Source organism: Marinobacterium rhizophilum DSM 18822 (genome assembly GCF_000378045.1).
GTDB lineage: Bacteria > Pseudomonadota > Gammaproteobacteria > Pseudomonadales > Balneatricaceae > Marinobacterium_A > Marinobacterium_A rhizophilum.
The window spans coordinates 1-15,369 of record NZ_KB899126.1 but is presented as its reverse complement, the minus strand read 5'-3'; the positions used below and the strand labels follow the sequence as shown (position 1 = coordinate 15,369).

The following is a 15,369-nucleotide window of genomic DNA, read 5'->3' as shown; positions in this document are numbered from 1 at the left end:
AACGCGATCGGCAAGAAAGACGGGGATGGCGACGGTTGCCGCGACGCTCGGATCCATTTATGGACCAGGTTGGCGTTGAGTCCGTGGTCCAGGGCAATCCGGGCGACCGATGCCCCTGGTTGCTGGCAATCCGCCACGATCCCGGCTTTAAACTCGGCAGTGAAGCGGCGACGCTTATGTGGGGCTTCCGGTGGTCTTAGCAGTGTCATATTAGGTGTCCACTTATGAATAGGTGGACACTATCGCCAGCGGCCGGCCGGGGGCTCAAGACGGGTTCGCCGGACGCTTACGAGGAGAAAGCTGATCTGGCAGCTTGTGTCGGCGCCACCTGGATTGGTGGCGGCGTCGCTGGCACTATCGAGCTTCTGGCCAAAAGCCTGTGCGATGGTGGAATCATCCTGATTGGCGAGCCTTACTGGCGGCAGTTGCCTCCAACAGAAGCCATTGCCAAGAAGTGTTTGGCCAACTCAATGTCAGACTTTCTCAGTCTTCCAGAGCTTCTTGCATCCCTCGGCAACCTTGGTTACGACGTTGTTGAGATGGTTCTAGCCAATCAAGATGGTTGGGACAGGTACGAAGCGGCCAAGTGGCTCACAATGCGCCGATGGCTTGAGGAAAATCCCGACGATGAGTTGGCAGAGGAAATCCGTTCCAGCCTGAGTACAGAGCCTGAACGCCATGCCGCCTACACTCGCGAGTATTTGGGATGGGGCGTGTTTGCGCTCATGCCTAAGCTTAACCTCAATAAGGTCTAGAGAGGCTAACGGGTGACCCCGTTGTCCTTGTACTAGAAAGCTGTCACAGCACCTTTGATGTGACAGCTTTCTATGATTTCGTAGGCGTTAAGTGGGCGAGGTGCGACGCTTTGCCCAAGTGACAATGCCCTTTTGCAAGAGAATGAAAAACAGTAATAAGCCACCGACTGCCAGCTTTGTCCACCAGCTGTTTAGGCTACCATCAAAGGTGATCAGTGTCTGAATGACCCCCTGAATCATGCCGCCTAAGAAGGTACCGAAGACATAGCCAACACCGCCGCTCAGTAATGTACCGCCAATAACAACCGCCGCGATTGCATCCAGCTCTACTCCAACTGCTGCTAGAGGGTAGGCGGAGCTGGTATAAATGGCAAAGATCACCCCTGTCAGTGCGCTGTATAAACCACTGAGGGCATAGATTTTTACAGTAGTTTTTTTAACCGGTACACCTAATAAGGCCGCGGAATGACTATCGCCACCAATGGCATAAACATTCATGCCAAAGCGCGTACGTCGTGCCAGAATAATCCCGATAACCAGGAGTGTCAGCATAGCCATGGCGATAAAAGTTAACCCGCCACGGCCCGGCAGTGGCACATAGATATCGGATAGGGCGGTGACAAACGGATGGTTGATCGGTACCGAGTTTAAATTGATCAGATATGCCAATCCGCGGAATAAAAACATCCCCGCCAATGTAACGATAAACGCCTGTAGATCGAAATAGGCAATGATTATACCCATGATGGCGCCAAATAGGGTGCCAACTAACACTGCAACCGCAATGGCTGCCAATGGGTGCAGGCCAAGAGACGTAATCAGGTAAGCCATTAGAACGCCAATAAAAGCAATCATCGAACCTACCGATAGATCAATACCCCCCGATAGAATGACAAAGGTCATGCCAATGGCCGTAACGATTAAAAAGGCATTATCAGTCAATAAGTTGGTGAACACCAGCGTGTCACGAAAGCCGCGATACTCATACATGCCAAAACCGTACAACATCATAAAAACGATTAATGTTGCAAAGATAGGTAGATTACGTTCGTTGATCATGCTGAGTAATCCATATTTTTTCGAAACAGTTGACTAAGCAATTGTCGTGTTTTTGGGGATTGTACTAATAACACCGCGAGAATAATGGCGGCTTTGACCACAAGGTTGTACTGCGCGGGTAGGCCGCTGGTTAAAATCGCAGTGGTAAGTGTTTGAATGATCAGCACTCCTACGATGGTTAATGCAAGATAAATACGCCCACCTGCTAGAGATGCCCCCGCCAATACAGCCGCGAGAATCGCATCCAACTCGAGCCAGAGTCCGGCGTTGTTGGCGTCAGCACCCCGAATATCAGCGGCCAATATAATGCCACTCATGGCGGCGCAAAATCCGGAGAAAAGATAAGCCGAAAGAACCAATAAGCGCGCTTCGATGCCTACTAATCGGCTGGCGCGAACGTTGGCTCCGACGGATTCTAAGAATAAACCGAGGGCCGTTTTGCGCATAATGACAATAGTGATCAGCACCAGCGCCAGCGCAATCCACACCCGAATTGGAAACGCTAAGAAAAACTCATTGCCGATGGCATTTAGTGTATCCGAGTGAAACGTTACAATTTGACCTTCGGTAATCATTTGTGCGATACCGCGACCAGCCACCATCAGGATCAAGGTCGCCACGATCGGTTGAATGTTAAACACTGACACCAGGATGCCATTCCAAAGGCCACATAGGAGACCTGAGCCTAGAGCGCAAAGGATGACTAACCAAACAGGGAAATCAGTATTGACCGTAAGAACGGCCGTTACCGCCCCTGAAATTGCTATCACTGCCCCGACAGATAGATCAATACCGCGTGTACCGATAACCACCGCCATACCCAGTGCAACGATTGCAGTAGGGGTACCCCGATGCAAAATGTCGATAAGGCTGCCATATAAATGACCATCAATCATTCGTAGGTGAAGGAAGCCTGGAGTGATGATGGCCGTGACTAGGAGAATTAACAGTAGCGAGATAATGGGTGCTAACGCTTTTTGGTGTTTATGTAAAAGGTTTATAGGACTCATTATTTTTGTTGTCATGGTCTGTGTTGCTTCAAGCATGGTAGATACCTACCCTTATTATTCTAACTGGCGATGGATTGCAGAATGGCGTGCTCGCTGACTTGCTCACCGTCTAGTTCGGCGATTTTATGGCGGTCTTTCATCACCACCACTCGGTGAGCAAACACTACCAGCTCCTCAAGTTCGGATGATGCGACCAGCAGTCCCATCCCTTGTGCGCACAGCTCTTGAATGATTTGAATGATTTCATGGTGGGCACCAATATCGATACCACGAGTAGGTTCATCTAGAATCAGCAGATCAGGGTGCGTGATCAGCCAACGGGCAAGAATGACCTTTTGTTGGTTACCGCCACTCAGCTCGCCAATCGGTTTATCCATATCAGGCGTTTTTATCGCAAGCCGCTTGATCATCTCCTCAACCAGCTCTTTCTGCTTAACCATAGGAATGGGCGACCACCAACCACGGCTGGCTTGAAGTGCAAGAATCATATTTTCTCGAACACTTAACTCAGCGACTATCCCGTCTTGTTTACGATCTTCTGGGCAGTAGCCCATCCCCGTACGAATAGCACTGCGTAATGATCCTTGTGTTAAAACGTGACCTTTGAGAGTGGTCTCACCTTGATCGGCTTTGGTGGCACCGTAAGCCAATTCACATACCTCAGTACGCCCTGATCCAAGCAGACCAGCAAGACCTACGACTTCTCCTGCGTGGATGTTTAAATCAATTGGCTGTAAGAAACGCTGCTTTCCTAAATTCTTTATCGTTAGCAGTGTTTCGAGCGGCTGCTGGCTTCTATTTTGCCCTGAAGCAGGCGCCAAATCGTCGAGGGATTTACCCACCATATGACTGATGAGTTCAGCCCTTGGTAACTGCGCGGTGTCAAAGGTTCCAATGCTTTCGCCATTACGTAGTACTGTGATGCTGTCGGTGATGCTGTAGACCTGATCCAAAAAGTGGGTAACAAAAATGATCCCGAGACCGTCTTCTTTAAGCTGTTTCATCAAAGAAAAAAGCTGCTGTATTTCACCTGCGTCTAAGCTTGCTGTTGGTTCATCTAAAATCAACAGCTTAGCATCATTGCTCAACGCCCTTGCTATGGCGATGAGTTGCTGAATGGCGATTGAATAACTGTCGAGTTGTTTGGAGGGATCAATGTCTAAGCCAACTTTGGCGAGTAGCGCCATCGCGCGCTTTTGGGCTTTTTTCCAACTGATCAAGCCAAAGGTTTTATCCTGTTGTTGTAGGGTAAGGTTTTCGGTCACAGACATGCTCGGAATCAAGTTGACCTCTTGGTAGACGGTACTGATGCCTAAGCGTTGAGCATGCCCGCTGTCTTGTGCCTGAATGATTTGGCCATCCAAATGGATGGTGCCTTGGTCACGTTCATAAACACCGGTAAGTACTTTAATAAACGTGGATTTTCCTGCGCCGTTCTCGCCTAGCAGGGCACGTATTTCTCCGGCCCGTAAATCCATGGAAATGCGATTAAGCGCTTGTACCCCTGTAAACGATTTCGATAATTGATCGACTTTTAGAAGAGGTGGATGTGGGCCATCTTGAATGGTGTGATGAGTCATGGGAGCTTCTTTCTCTACGGCAGGGTAGGTAATTCAAGTAAGGGGGAGCGGGCTCCCCCTTACAATCATGAGTGTGAATTACTTACGTTTGGCGTATTCCTGTTCGGCCGTATCTGGCAGATAGAGTGGTCCATTCGCTTTGATCCATTTATCCACTTCTTTACCGTCACGATGCGCGAGGATCGCATCAAATGCTGGGCCGCCTAGATGAGGGTTCAGTTCAATAGTTGCATTGGCTTCATGGTCCATCATGGCTTTGAAAATATCAGGCACGCCATCGATAGAGAGAACGATGATGTCTTTGGCAGGCTCTACACCAGCTTCTTTCATCGCCAGCACCGCACCAAGCGCCATATCATCATTGTGTGCGAACAGAGCACAGATGTTGCTGGCATCGCCTTCTGCTTTCAAGAAACTCTCCATGACTTCTTTACCGCCTGCACGGGTAAAGTCACCGGATTGAGAGCGAATGACGTTCATATTTGGAAAGTTCTCAATCACTGCTGCGAAGCCATCTTTGCGATCGATTGCCGCAGACGATCCCACCGTGCCTTGCAGCTCGACAATGTTGCAGCGCCCATTGGTTTCGGCGGCCAGCCATGATGCCGCCAGCGAACCTTCTTCTTTAAAGTCCGACGCTACTTTCGTTAAGTAGAGACTAGGGTCAGCGGCCACACCACGATCCACCAGCACGACCGGAATATCTAAGCGTTTAGCTTCTTTTAAGACACTATCCCAACCTGTTTCGACCACAGGCGCAAGCAATATACCGTCCACTCCTTGTGAAATAAAAGAGCGTACCGCTTTAATCTGGTTTTCTTGTTTTTGCTGAGCATCGGAAAACTTTAAGTCGTATCCTCGGCGCTCAGCTTCTGCCTTGATAGATTCTGTTTCGGAAGTGCGCCAGCCACTTTCAGAGCCGATTTGAGAAAAGCCGATGGTTAAACTTTCTGCCATAGCAGAAGCGGATAAAACAGGAAGGATGACCGCAAGAGATGTTTGCAGCGTTTTACGTTTCAGGGTGCCTAGCCATGGCAGGTTACGGCCAATCGAGTTGGATAACATGTAAGAGTCCTCTATTTTTGTTGTTGTATCTCTACTGTGCTGGATAACCAAGTGATCTACCTTGATCACCCATCATCCAGTCCAGCGTAGTCAGCGGAGGGTTGCCTTACAAATGCTTGTTGCGACGAGCTTCATACCAAAATTGATATGTGGTGGGAGTGCAGCTCACATCTGCATCAGTATTCAAATACTGGTGCATTGCTAAGTGAGTTTGATATTCGAAGAGGCCCTGAAACGCACAAAGTTTGTAAGCTTTGCGTACTCTGTATGAACAAGCGGCGTGGGCTATGTTCAAATCGTGACGATTTCTTTAGTTTAGGGTGTTGGGCATTCAAAGGACGGTATAGGAGGCGTTATGAAGCAATTATGGTTAGATGGCTCATTGGCCGGTACAGCCGCGTAGCTGGAGCGGCAGCGGGCGAAGTTGCTGACCGCGCTGGAGGGGCTCGATGCTGACGTCGTGGGCCTGGTGTAACAGGAAAACAGCATCGCGGAGGAGCCGGCCGCCGACCGGGTGGCGGGGCTCGATGCCCTGGAAGGGGCCGGGAGCTGGGTCTACGTCGATACCGGCGTGATCGGCAATGATGCGGTCCGGGCTAGTGGAGGCCAGTCTTGCCTTTTGCCCGGGTCTGTCAGCTCGAAGCTCTAAGTCTTCGCATGAGTCCTATACCCAATTATCAATACCTGGTCAGGAGCCAAGGATAGTCAGACCGTTACGATTGGAGTTTGCCGGTGCGGCGTACCATGTTGAATTCCGGGGGGCAGTATACTTCACTCGGCAAGCTTATTACTGCAATGTGGAGGGAGTTCGAGCGTGAACCGGGCTTAGCGTTGTTGCCAACAGGGCGCAGACGGAAACAAGTATTCTACCGTCTGAGGCCAAGGGTTTTCAGCTCGTTTCCGTTCAGCTAAGGCTGTCATCGGGTCGCGGCTACCCAATATGGTACTATCAAATTGAATTTGAGGAGCCGCCTCATAATCGAATAGATGCGCCTGAGTATAATGTCGTAGTATTTGTGGACAGATCAGTGGTTAACGGTGTGGCAAACTAAAACTCTAAAGGAAATCAAGGATGAAACCACTCATTCATCAAGCTAATAACAAGGAATACGTTGAAAGTCTTACCCGTGAGAACATGGCAGCATACTATTCGGAGCTTGGTGTTTTATGGGACAGTGCACTTTTTTGTAGGAACTGGAACGAATTTGAAAATTATCAGATAACCGTAAATGGAAGTGCTGTAGGAGCACTCCGTTTGAGTAAAGATGATGTGGCCTACTATATTAGAGACCTTCAAATTGAGTCAGGCTGGCAGCGGCAGGGACTAGGTTCTAACGCAATTTTCTTTGCCATGGAGGTTGCAAGAAAAGCCGGGTTTCGATTACTTCGGCTCCGCGTTTTCTCTATAAACCCAGCAGTAACCTTATATGAGAGCATAGGATTTAGAATTTGCAGAACTGAGCAGGGCACTCACTATATGGAATACGAACTTTCCTAACAAATGCTGTTGCCGCCGCTGCGCCGCTGCGCCGCTGGGACCTCCGTTGCGCTGCGCTTCACTACGGCCCCGAGGCGTTATCACTCAAGGAGGAAAGTCAATGATGCAAAAAGGTAGTTGTCTCTGTGGAGGCATCCAGTACGAGATAAAGGGTGAGTTAACCGATGTACTAAACTGCCACTGTTCAATGTGCCGAAAGCTACATGCTTCTGCGTTTAGAACTCGGGCAAAAGTACGTAGTTCGGACTGGAAAACGGTCAAAGGTGAAAAGCTAATTAAGTTTTACGAGTCGTCTCCGGGTGAGCATAAGGGTTTCTGTTCGAATTGTGGATCTAGCCTCTATACGAAATTTGATACAAATCCTGATGTATATGGCTTTCCTCTTGGAACATTAGACACTGATCCGGGAGTAAAAGCGTACCGCCATGTGTTTGTAGACAGCAAAGCTCCTTGGTTCGATATTTCGGACGACTTGCCTCAACATGCTGAATATGAGTGAGAAGGTGATATTATCAACTTGGTGGACTAATAGGGAGAACCTATTTGTCCACCAAGTTAATAAGTAGATTTTTTATTAATAAGGATTCTGAGTCATGTCGGTTGAAAACGGAAAGCAAGAAGTAACAGTGGTTGATATAAAGATGCCATTCATGTCCATGGTCGTTTTTATGGTTAAATTTGCGGTTGCATCTATACCTGCCTTTATTATTTTATCGATAATATTTAGTGTGTTTGCTGCTATTTTTGGCGGAATGTTTCATGGTATGGACAGGTTCTAATGCTAACAAAGCGATTAGCCAGGAAGTGTCCTTTTTTCATGGAGAGGTCATGCCGGTGACTTATTCTATGCATTTTATGAGCCTGCTTCGAGTCCGGTCTTTACACCTTCAGCACAGGCCGCGGTCTATACTGGACGGGAAGGGCTCAATTCGTATCGATTGCGTCGAGAGGGAACGTCCACATGTTGCGATTATAGGTGTGCTTAGCGGTTTCGCCGCGACAGCGGTCCCTTATGCCAAACGTTAGATGGATGAAAGCTGTCTAGATGAACATTTTTATACTGGATAATGATATCGAACTATGTGCACAGTATCACTGTGATCAACACGTCGTAAAAATGATACTTGAAAGCGCACAGATGTTGTGTACGGTATTAAATAAAAAAGGATTTACGACACCCTATAAATCGACTCACATGAAACACCCTTGCGTGCTCTGGGTGGAAGAATCGTATGAAAACTTTACGTGGCTTAAAAACCTAGCTTTCGCGTTAAATGCCGAATATCGATTCCGGTTTGAAAGAGGTACAGATCATAAATCAATTTCTGTCATCCAAAATATTTCAAACTTCGACTATGAAAGTCGGGGGCTTACTGAGTTTGCTCAAGCAATGCCAGATGAATACAAAATTCCTGGTGATGCCGTTGAGGCATACCGGCAGTTTTACATGGGCGAAAAGATGGGATTCGCTAAATGGACAAAAAGAGGAGTTCCCGAATGGGCTCTTTAATTATACCCAATACCAAAACTGCAAAGGCGTAGCTGGAAAAAGGGGTACGGGGCAGGTCCGGTCTTTTGCCCCGTTCTCTGGGCTTAACGTTCAATGCCTTCGTATGAATGCTGTACTCTTTACTCAATGTTCTGCGAGGCGCCAGGGAAGGCCTGGCCCGTTCCGATTGGAATGCGCGGGTACCCTGTGACGTCACGCGGCGACAGTTGCGCGTTGCGCTACGAACAGATGACGAAAGCCGCATATGCCTTGGCGTGCTTGAGCGCCGTCGACTATCGACTATAGGGTGGCCCTGCTTACAGGCTGCTTGCACGATTAGAGGAGTTACGAACGCTGTGATGAGCAATGCGACAGGCAATCACTCAGCGGACCCGCAACCGGTCTTATCGCCACATACTCAGGCGATGGAAGACGTGGCTGTGTTGCTTGGTGTGCAGCCCGACGTCGGACTGTCCGGCGCGATAGCCGCTCAGCGGTATCGACAATACGGCCCAAATCGTTTGTCCGAGACGCCTGCGCGTTCGCCATGGTCAGTGTATCTTGGGCAATTCAAAAGCGTTCTGATACTCATTTTGATCGGCGCAGCGGTTCTTGCGGCGTCTATCGGTAACGTAAAAGACGCAGTCGTCATATTGGTCGTGGTCTTGATCAATGCCACAGTGGGGTTTTATCAGGAGTACCGTGCCGAGCGCAGTCTGACGGCGTTAAAAAACATGTTGCCGGCGAAAACGCACGTGAGACGCGACGGCAGGAAGATCGAGATTCGTGCCGACGAACTGGTGCCGGGAGACATCGTACTGCTGGAAGCCGGTGATCATGTTCCGGCCGACGGCAGATTGATTATCGGTGCTGCCCTGGAGGTTGACGAGTCTGCATTAACCGGCGAATCACACCCAGTATCCAAAAACACCTCACAGCTGACGGACCCACACACCGCAATCGGTGATCGCGTCAACATGTTGTACATGAATACGATGTTGACCCGAGGACGAGCGGAACTCCTTGTCACTGCAACGGGTATGCATACGGAAATGGGCCATTTGTCTGCGGAGCTCGCTGCAACCAAAGAGTCTCCCACGCCCTTGCAGGTTCAGCTCGACAGCCTTGGCAAGCGCCTGGGCATGATTGCGCTGACACTTGTCGGGCTAGTGTCCTTCCTGGAATGGCTTCGTGGTGACGAGCTCGCTGACATCATTTTGGCCGCTATTGCGCTGGGTGTTGCCGCCATGCCGGAAGGTTTGCCCGTTGTCGTCACGGTGACGCTTGCGTTGGGAATGCACAAGATGGCGCGAAAACGCGCCATCGTAAAACGTTTGGCGAGCGTTGAGACGTTAGGATGCACGACGGTCATCTGCTCCGATAAAACGGGTACGCTCACGCTCAATCAAATGACTGCGCGTGCCTTTCATTATCAAGGGCGGCGCTTTGTCGTTTCCGGTGAAGGCTATAGCTCGAAAGGCTCCATTCAGACCCAGACTACCGAGGCGGGCATTCCAGATCTTTCCGCACTCCTGGTTCCCCTTGTCGCGTGCAATGATAGCCGGGTAGTTGACGACAAGGTCGTCGGGGACCCGATGGAGGCGGCATTGCTGATCCTTGCTGAAAAAGGGGGAGCGTCGCAGACCGACATACGCAGGCAATTGCCGCGAATTGATGAAGTGCCGTTCGACTCCTCCCATAAATTCATGGCAACGTTCCATCGTTACGGCAACCAGATAAAAATTTTCGTCAAGGGCGCGCCAGACGTTTTATTGTCGCGATGCAAGCAATGGCATACCGGCGATGGCGAGCGAGCGCTGCGGGCTTCAGACCGAGCTGAGATTGATGCGCAGTATTTGGCGCTGGCCGATGAAGGGCTACGCGGCTTGCTCGTCGCAGAAAGGACGATAGCACTCGATGCGTTTGAAGGCTCTAGCGACCTCATGGAGTGGATCCACGAGCTTTCTTTCATTGGATTGATTGGGCTGATGGACCCACCTCGACCCGAGGCGAAGGACGCGATTGCTCAGTGCAAACAGGCGGGCATTGCCGTGAAGATGATTACGGGCGACCACCGGGGCACCGGGGCAGCGATTGCCAGGGAGCTAGGGCTCGACGGAGATGCGATCACCGGCGCCGAGCTCGACCAGCTCAATACTGATCAACTTGCCGCGATTATCGATAACACGGCGGTATTTGCTCGCGTTAACCCGGCACACAAAGTGAAGATCGTGCGTGCACTACAAGCACGAGGCCACGTCGTCGCCATGACGGGTGATGGCGTCAATGATGCCCCGGCGCTCAAGGGTGCGGACATTGGCGTGGCCATGGGCATCACGGGTACGGCTGTCTCAAAGGAAGCTGCAACCATGGTGCTGGTCGACGATAATTTCTCCACCATTGTGGATGCGGTACGAGGTGGTCGTACGCTTTATGACAATATCCTGAAGTTTGTTCGATTTCAGTTATCAACAACAATTGGTGCGATTCTGACGGTTTTCTTTGCACCACTGGCGGGTCTTCCAGAGCCGTTTACACCCATTCAGATTCTGTGGGTTGCGATAATCATGGATGGTCCTCCTGCAATTTCCCTGGCTCTCGACGCAGGACGTCCAGGCATCATGTTCGAACCGCCTCGACCCCGTGGTGCGCCAATTTTACCCGCATCACGATTGGTAAAAATCATGGCTTACGGGATTACGATGATGGTCGGCACGCTGACCGTTTTGCATTACGGACTGCAGACAGGTTCAGAGCAGCGTGCGCTCACCCTGGCGTTTACCACCTTCGTTCTGTTCCAGGTGTTTAACGTATTTAACGCGCGCAATGAGCAAGGTTCAGCGTTTAATGCCCATACACTCGACAACGCCATGCTTTGGCTGTCACTGCTTGCCATCGTTGTGCTTCAAGCGACCGCTGTCCACTGGCCGCCAGCTGAAGGGGTATTTGGCATTGGTGGTATGAGTTACGCTGACTGGGTGATCGCCGTCGGTGTTGCTGCTTCGATTCTTGCTCTGGAAGAGGGACGCAAACTCTTCATTCGGCTGCTGAATGGGGCCCGCTCGCAGAGCGTATGATGGAGGCGATGAATAAGCCCGTTGCTGATAAGCCTTCCCTGGAGGCATTGGTCGAATCCGCAATGCTGACACTTGATAGCCTTCATTCGGGCGGTTTGGCGTTGACCCTGGAGCGGGTCCAGCTATGCGGCATTCAGAAGGGCGCTAACGTGCTCGACGTCGCCTTCGGGACGGGGCCCTGAGGCTCCGTCGAGCGTATTCCCATTTGCTCCTTGCTAAGTTCATTGGCAAGTAGAGTGGCCGGTTAATGGCCTGCAGCGAACGGCGTTGCGCAGGCCGGGGGGCGGCGGTGCGCAACTCATGCTATTCAATCAAGGGTGGTTTCCAGGGAGACAAAAGATGGTTGCAGTGATTTTGGAGTCCACTATCACCTGTCCAAGGTGCGGTTATCAAAAAACGGAAACGATGCCGACTGACGCCTGCCAGTATTTTTATGAATGTGAGTCCTGCCAATCCCTTCTCAAACCCAAGGCTGGCGACTGCTGTGTCTTCTGTTCTTATGGCTCTGTTGCGTGTCCGCCAATTCAGAAAGGATCGGGCTGTTGTGCTTCAGAGAAATAAACAACCGCATCAGCATGCGGCCTGGGTGTGGCCGCTGGTGTTTTTGTGCGCCCGTTCATGTGTGACGGCTCATCCAACCGGCCTCTGAATCGCAACGCCCGGAACGCTATCGGCATCTATACTGACCCAAAACGCGGATGGCAGGTAGGCGATGAGCAACGCGTTCATCAACGTCATTGAACACTGCAAACACAATCCGCTCGACACGCTGCTGCTCGTGCTGCATGCCTGCGCGGGAGACCTTATTGGGGGGCCGCGCCCCCAGACCCACAAGGAGATTCCGTTCGACTGGGCCAAGGTTCGTGCTCATTAGCTTCATTCTAAAAAGCTTCGTTCTAAATAGCTCCGTTCGAAACAGCGTCGATATGTTTGGGCGCCGTAACCCTGGCGCCGCCAGGGTGTATTAACTGCCTTACTGGAATGCTCACCATGCTTGAAACACGCACCGGAAATACGCTATCGGTCGAGTCGGCGCAAGCCGCCGACCTGTACCAGAAGGCCGTCGACTTGATCCTGGGATCGGAGTCCGGCGCGGCAGCAACCCTGGACCGGGCGCTCGAGCTTGAGCCGGAGTTCGCGTTGGCGGCAGCGGCTCGCTACTACGTGGCGAAAGATGTTGGCGAACCCGGTGCAGACACCTACCGGGCGCTTGCAGAGCGCGCATCCCTGGGCGCATTCGACTGGGAACGGGCACATGTCGATGTGCTGATCGGTATCCTCGACCAGCCCGGCGCTACCCTGGCAAAGGCAAGGGCGTACATCGAAACCACGCCTGCCGATTTGCTGGTCGTTTTCCAGATGGCGGGGTATCTGCTGTTCTACGGCGGACCTAACAAGCTGGATGCGGTACTGAATCTATTCGAGTCCGTCGAAGGGGCCCTGGGCAACGACTGGGCCTTCCTGGCCCGGATTGGGTTTGCAGCCAGTGAAGCGGGGCAACGTACGCGTGGGCGCGAGCTGCTCGAACGGGCATTGGATCTTCGGCCCCAGGCGCTCTATTCCATTCACGGTCTGGCGCATGTATTGCACGATGAGGGTGCCGCTGAAGAGTCGGTCAAGGTGCTGGAGGACTGGCTCAAGGTACATGAGGCAGGCGCCCGTGAAGGACAAATGTATGGGCATGTGCAGTGGCACCTGGCCCTGGCCGAATGGCAAACGGGTGAGCGTGAAGCCGCGATACAGCGTTACCTGGCATTTTGCGCACCCAAGACCACGACCTGCGGCCCGATACTCACACTGGCCGATTGTGGCGGTTTCCTGCTTCGGGATTACCTGCAAAGTGGCCAGGCGAGGCCTCTGCGAACGGATGTGCTTGAGCATATCGAGCGCGTCTGGGGGATGCTGGGCCATCCTTTCATCGCGCTTCACGTGGCTGGCCTGTACGCCAGTGCCGAGGACCTGGGCGGGCTTAACCGCTGTGAAGACAGCATTTCCGGCAACGCTGGCGGAGTGAATCGCGATGTATCGCTAGCGCTGGTGTCCGCTTTAAGTGATTTTGTGGCCGGCGACTATTCGCGCGCCGCGCGGACCCTCGCAACCCTGTCCCCCGGTGCGCGTGTCGGTATTGGCGGCAGCAATGTCGAGCGAATACTTGTCGACTTGCTGGAAACCCGTTGCCTCGCGCGACAATAGACATGAAACGGGCAAATACTGTGTAGCAGCGTTGCTGCCGCTCTGTGAAGGCCGGTGCTTGTACAGCCCGCAGAGGAGCCGAAACAGCAGCATCGCGGCTGCTGCGGCTGAAACAGCCGACGTTCCCCGCGAGGAACAGGTGCCGTACATCTTCAAGCCCGGCAAGGCGCCCAAGCTGCAGCAATGCCGTGCCTACGCCGCCTGACGCACCGTGAATCAACACGCGCTGGCCAGGCTTGACCTTGGCGCAGTGATGTATCATCTGGTAGGCCGTGATGAAGTTCAGCATGAGACAGATCGCCTCGGCGCCGGTGTTACCGGCATAGAACCCGGCAGCCAGCACTCTGACCCGCACTTCATCAGGCTTCGGCTCGGGGCACTCTTCCTCGATTAGTTGAAGTGCATCGAGGCCGCCGTAGTGGGTGACAATGATACGTTTGTATTTCAGGGCCCGCGTCCTCATATGCCCGGAGCCTGATCCGGCGCGACTTGACCATCCAGCCCTGCGCCTGCGCCCTTGTACGTGGCAGCGCGCAGTACTCGATAACCCTGATATTTTGATATGGGTCCTTTTCAGGTATTTCGGCCAGAGGGATGGCAACACTTTGTAGAATCATTTGCGATGTGTGCGTACGAGCGGCCGGCGAGCAGGCTAAACAGCCCTTGAGTTGTCCCTAAAAGACCGCATGCAGGTAAAAATTCCGAACTTTGTGTTTGGGATATGACATTAATATTAAGTTTTTATGACTTTCTGGCTTAAGCGGAATCCGGCAGTTACACTTTTATGTGTATACATTTGATGTACATTCGCTGTGCAAAAATAGAGATGGTGTGCCCGGCTTTTTTGCATTTTCTTGTTTGAAGCAATCGCCACCGGTGTTGCCGTGGCCTGAAAGGGTTATATGGACAAAAGCATCAAGGCGAAAAAGAACAGCCAGCTGGTCGTTCGTATCAATGACGCGCAGCGGGACCGTTTCGTCTCATTGTGTGAAGAACTCGACACCAGCGCTGCGCGTGAAGTACGTCGCTTTATACGCCAGTTTCTGGCAGAGCATGAGAACAGGCTGGAGAAACCCGATTAGGCGGTATTCGCATTCAGGTGCGTGGCTATTCGGGCGCCGGATGGTTTCTGCTGCTACAGAAACATAATTTATGACTCAAAAGGAATAAGTCACATGGCCAAGATCAAATCTATCAAAAAAGACATCGCAGCGCGCAAAGCCAAAATCGCCAAGCACGAAGGAAAGCTGGCCAAACTCAAAAAAATGCTGAAAAAAGCCAAGTAACACGGCATGGCTGTTAGAAAAAAGGCGAAGGGCTCAAACCCCTTCGCCTTTTTTAGTGGTTCGGTTTTATTAACCCGACGGGTTAATACATGAAGCAGGGATGCTTCATCATTGGCCGCAGGCCAATGCGAACGCCGCGGAAACCAGCATGTCCGCGCACCTGCGCCCGTTTCCGTGGCGTGATGTGCAAATAGGTAGGGAACCTATTTGCACATCAGGTTAATAACAGGATTGACGATCAAGGTGTGAGCCCGGGAACCTGCGAATGTAGCGGTTCAATGATTTCGGACACCGATTTAGCTGGTACATTCACCACCGCAGATGCGGTGTTTTTTTGCAGTCTTGACTATCCTTGTT

At 51.7% G+C, this 15,369-nt stretch carries 15 protein-coding genes; 10 read left to right on the top strand and 5 right to left on the bottom strand.

Annotation, left to right across the window (positions count from 1 at the left end; translation table 11 throughout):
- The coding region (locus tag F451_RS28725) for a transposase (RefSeq protein ID WP_156826507.1) at positions 1–209 on the bottom strand (209 nt) is incomplete at its 3' end.
- Positions 210–224: 15 nt separating this feature from the next.
- Between F451_RS28725 and F451_RS0123765 the strand changes: the two genes are divergently transcribed.
- Positions 225–755, top strand: coding sequence for a hypothetical protein (locus F451_RS0123765; protein WP_020683924.1), 531 nt, complete (start codon positions 225–227; stop codon positions 753–755).
- 87 nt (positions 756–842) lie between these two features.
- Here F451_RS0123765 and yjfF read toward each other — a convergent pair whose 3' ends face one another.
- From yjfF to F451_RS0123745, 4 genes are all read right to left on the bottom strand, one after another.
- The gene (yjfF, locus tag F451_RS0123760; protein WP_020683923.1) at positions 843–1,814 is read right to left on the bottom strand and encodes a galactofuranose ABC transporter, permease protein YjfF; all 972 of its coding nucleotides are present in this window, start codon (positions 1,812–1,814) and stop codon (positions 843–845) included.
- Positions 1,811–2,860 carry an ABC transporter permease gene (locus F451_RS0123755; protein ID WP_020683922.1) on the bottom strand — a complete coding sequence of 350 codons (1,050 nt, stop codon included), beginning with the start codon at positions 2,858–2,860 and terminating at the stop codon, positions 1,811–1,813. The genes yjfF and F451_RS0123755 overlap by 4 nt, the downstream gene beginning before the upstream one ends.
- A gap of 23 nt (positions 2,861–2,883) precedes the next feature.
- Entirely contained in the window at positions 2,884–4,404 is a 1,521-nt protein-coding gene (locus F451_RS0123750; protein ID WP_040880393.1) for a sugar ABC transporter ATP-binding protein, read from the bottom strand.
- A 78-nt stretch (positions 4,405–4,482) separates the two neighbouring features.
- A complete protein-coding gene (locus tag F451_RS0123745) occupies positions 4,483–5,469 on the bottom strand; it encodes an ABC transporter substrate-binding protein (RefSeq protein WP_083928538.1) in 987 nt (328 codons plus the stop codon).
- A 1,072-nt stretch (positions 5,470–6,541) separates the two neighbouring features.
- Between F451_RS0123745 and F451_RS0123740 the strand changes: the two genes are divergently transcribed.
- The 9 genes from F451_RS0123740 to F451_RS0123695 all read left to right on the top strand — a co-directional run bounded on the left by F451_RS0123740 (position 6,542) and on the right by F451_RS0123695 (position 14,808).
- A complete protein-coding gene (locus F451_RS0123740; protein ID WP_020683919.1) occupies positions 6,542–6,967 on the top strand; it encodes a GNAT family N-acetyltransferase in 426 nt (141 codons plus the stop codon).
- A gap of 100 nt (positions 6,968–7,067) precedes the next feature.
- Positions 7,068–7,466 (top strand): GFA family protein, encoded by a 399-nt coding sequence (locus F451_RS27465; protein WP_083928537.1) that lies wholly within the window; start codon positions 7,068–7,070, stop codon positions 7,464–7,466.
- A 94-nt stretch (positions 7,467–7,560) separates the two neighbouring features.
- Entirely contained in the window at positions 7,561–7,746 is a 186-nt protein-coding gene (locus F451_RS0123735) for a hypothetical protein (protein WP_020683918.1), read from the top strand.
- A 266-nt stretch (positions 7,747–8,012) separates the two neighbouring features.
- The gene (locus tag F451_RS0123730) at positions 8,013–8,477 is read left to right on the top strand and encodes a pyrimidine dimer DNA glycosylase/endonuclease V (protein ID WP_020683917.1); all 465 of its coding nucleotides are present in this window, start codon (positions 8,013–8,015) and stop codon (positions 8,475–8,477) included.
- A 338-nt stretch (positions 8,478–8,815) separates the two neighbouring features.
- A complete protein-coding gene (locus tag F451_RS0123725; RefSeq protein WP_051103986.1) occupies positions 8,816–11,533 on the top strand; it encodes a calcium-translocating P-type ATPase, PMCA-type in 2,718 nt (905 codons plus the stop codon).
- A 300-nt stretch (positions 11,534–11,833) separates the two neighbouring features.
- A complete protein-coding gene (locus F451_RS28665; protein ID WP_476738559.1) occupies positions 11,834–12,094 on the top strand; it encodes a GDCCVxC domain-containing (seleno)protein in 261 nt (86 codons plus the stop codon).
- Between the two features lie 151 nt (positions 12,095–12,245).
- Positions 12,246–12,407, top strand: coding sequence for a hypothetical protein (locus F451_RS27960; RefSeq protein ID WP_020683914.1), 162 nt, complete (start codon positions 12,246–12,248; stop codon positions 12,405–12,407).
- A 116-nt stretch (positions 12,408–12,523) separates the two neighbouring features.
- The gene (locus tag F451_RS0123710; protein WP_020683913.1) at positions 12,524–13,726 is read left to right on the top strand and encodes a tetratricopeptide repeat protein; all 1,203 of its coding nucleotides are present in this window, start codon (positions 12,524–12,526) and stop codon (positions 13,724–13,726) included.
- 902 nt (positions 13,727–14,628) lie between these two features.
- Positions 14,629–14,808, top strand: a complete 180-nt coding sequence (locus F451_RS0123695) for a hypothetical protein (protein WP_020683910.1) — start codon at positions 14,629–14,631, stop codon at positions 14,806–14,808.
- Positions 14,809–15,369: the final 561 nt, after the last annotated feature.

Bases quoted from the DNA above. Each gene is read 5' to 3' on its own strand.
- F451_RS0123765 (WP_020683924.1), top strand. From the start codon at position 225: ATGAATAGGTGGACACTATCGCCAGCGGCCGGCCGGGGGCTCAAGACG.
- yjfF (WP_020683923.1), bottom strand. From the start codon at position 1,814: ATGATCAACGAACGTAATCTACCTATCTTTGCAACATTAATCGTTTTT.
- F451_RS0123755 (WP_020683922.1), bottom strand. From the start codon at position 2,860: ATGCTTGAAGCAACACAGACCATGACAACAAAAATAATGAGTCCTATA.
- F451_RS0123750 (WP_040880393.1), bottom strand. From the start codon at position 4,404: ATGACTCATCACACCATTCAAGATGGCCCACATCCACCTCTTCTAAAA.
- F451_RS0123745 (WP_083928538.1), bottom strand. From the start codon at position 5,469: ATGTTATCCAACTCGATTGGCCGTAACCTGCCATGGCTAGGCACCCTG.
- F451_RS0123740 (WP_020683919.1), top strand. From the start codon at position 6,542: ATGAAACCACTCATTCATCAAGCTAATAACAAGGAATACGTTGAAAGT.
- F451_RS27465 (WP_083928537.1), top strand. From the start codon at position 7,068: ATGATGCAAAAAGGTAGTTGTCTCTGTGGAGGCATCCAGTACGAGATA.
- F451_RS0123735 (WP_020683918.1), top strand. From the start codon at position 7,561: ATGTCGGTTGAAAACGGAAAGCAAGAAGTAACAGTGGTTGATATAAAG.
- F451_RS0123730 (WP_020683917.1), top strand. From the start codon at position 8,013: ATGAACATTTTTATACTGGATAATGATATCGAACTATGTGCACAGTAT.
- F451_RS0123725 (WP_051103986.1), top strand. From the start codon at position 8,816: ATGAGCAATGCGACAGGCAATCACTCAGCGGACCCGCAACCGGTCTTA.
- F451_RS28665 (WP_476738559.1), top strand. From the start codon at position 11,834: ATGCTATTCAATCAAGGGTGGTTTCCAGGGAGACAAAAGATGGTTGCA.
- F451_RS27960 (WP_020683914.1), top strand. From the start codon at position 12,246: ATGAGCAACGCGTTCATCAACGTCATTGAACACTGCAAACACAATCCG.
- F451_RS0123710 (WP_020683913.1), top strand. From the start codon at position 12,524: ATGCTTGAAACACGCACCGGAAATACGCTATCGGTCGAGTCGGCGCAA.
- F451_RS0123695 (WP_020683910.1), top strand. From the start codon at position 14,629: ATGGACAAAAGCATCAAGGCGAAAAAGAACAGCCAGCTGGTCGTTCGT.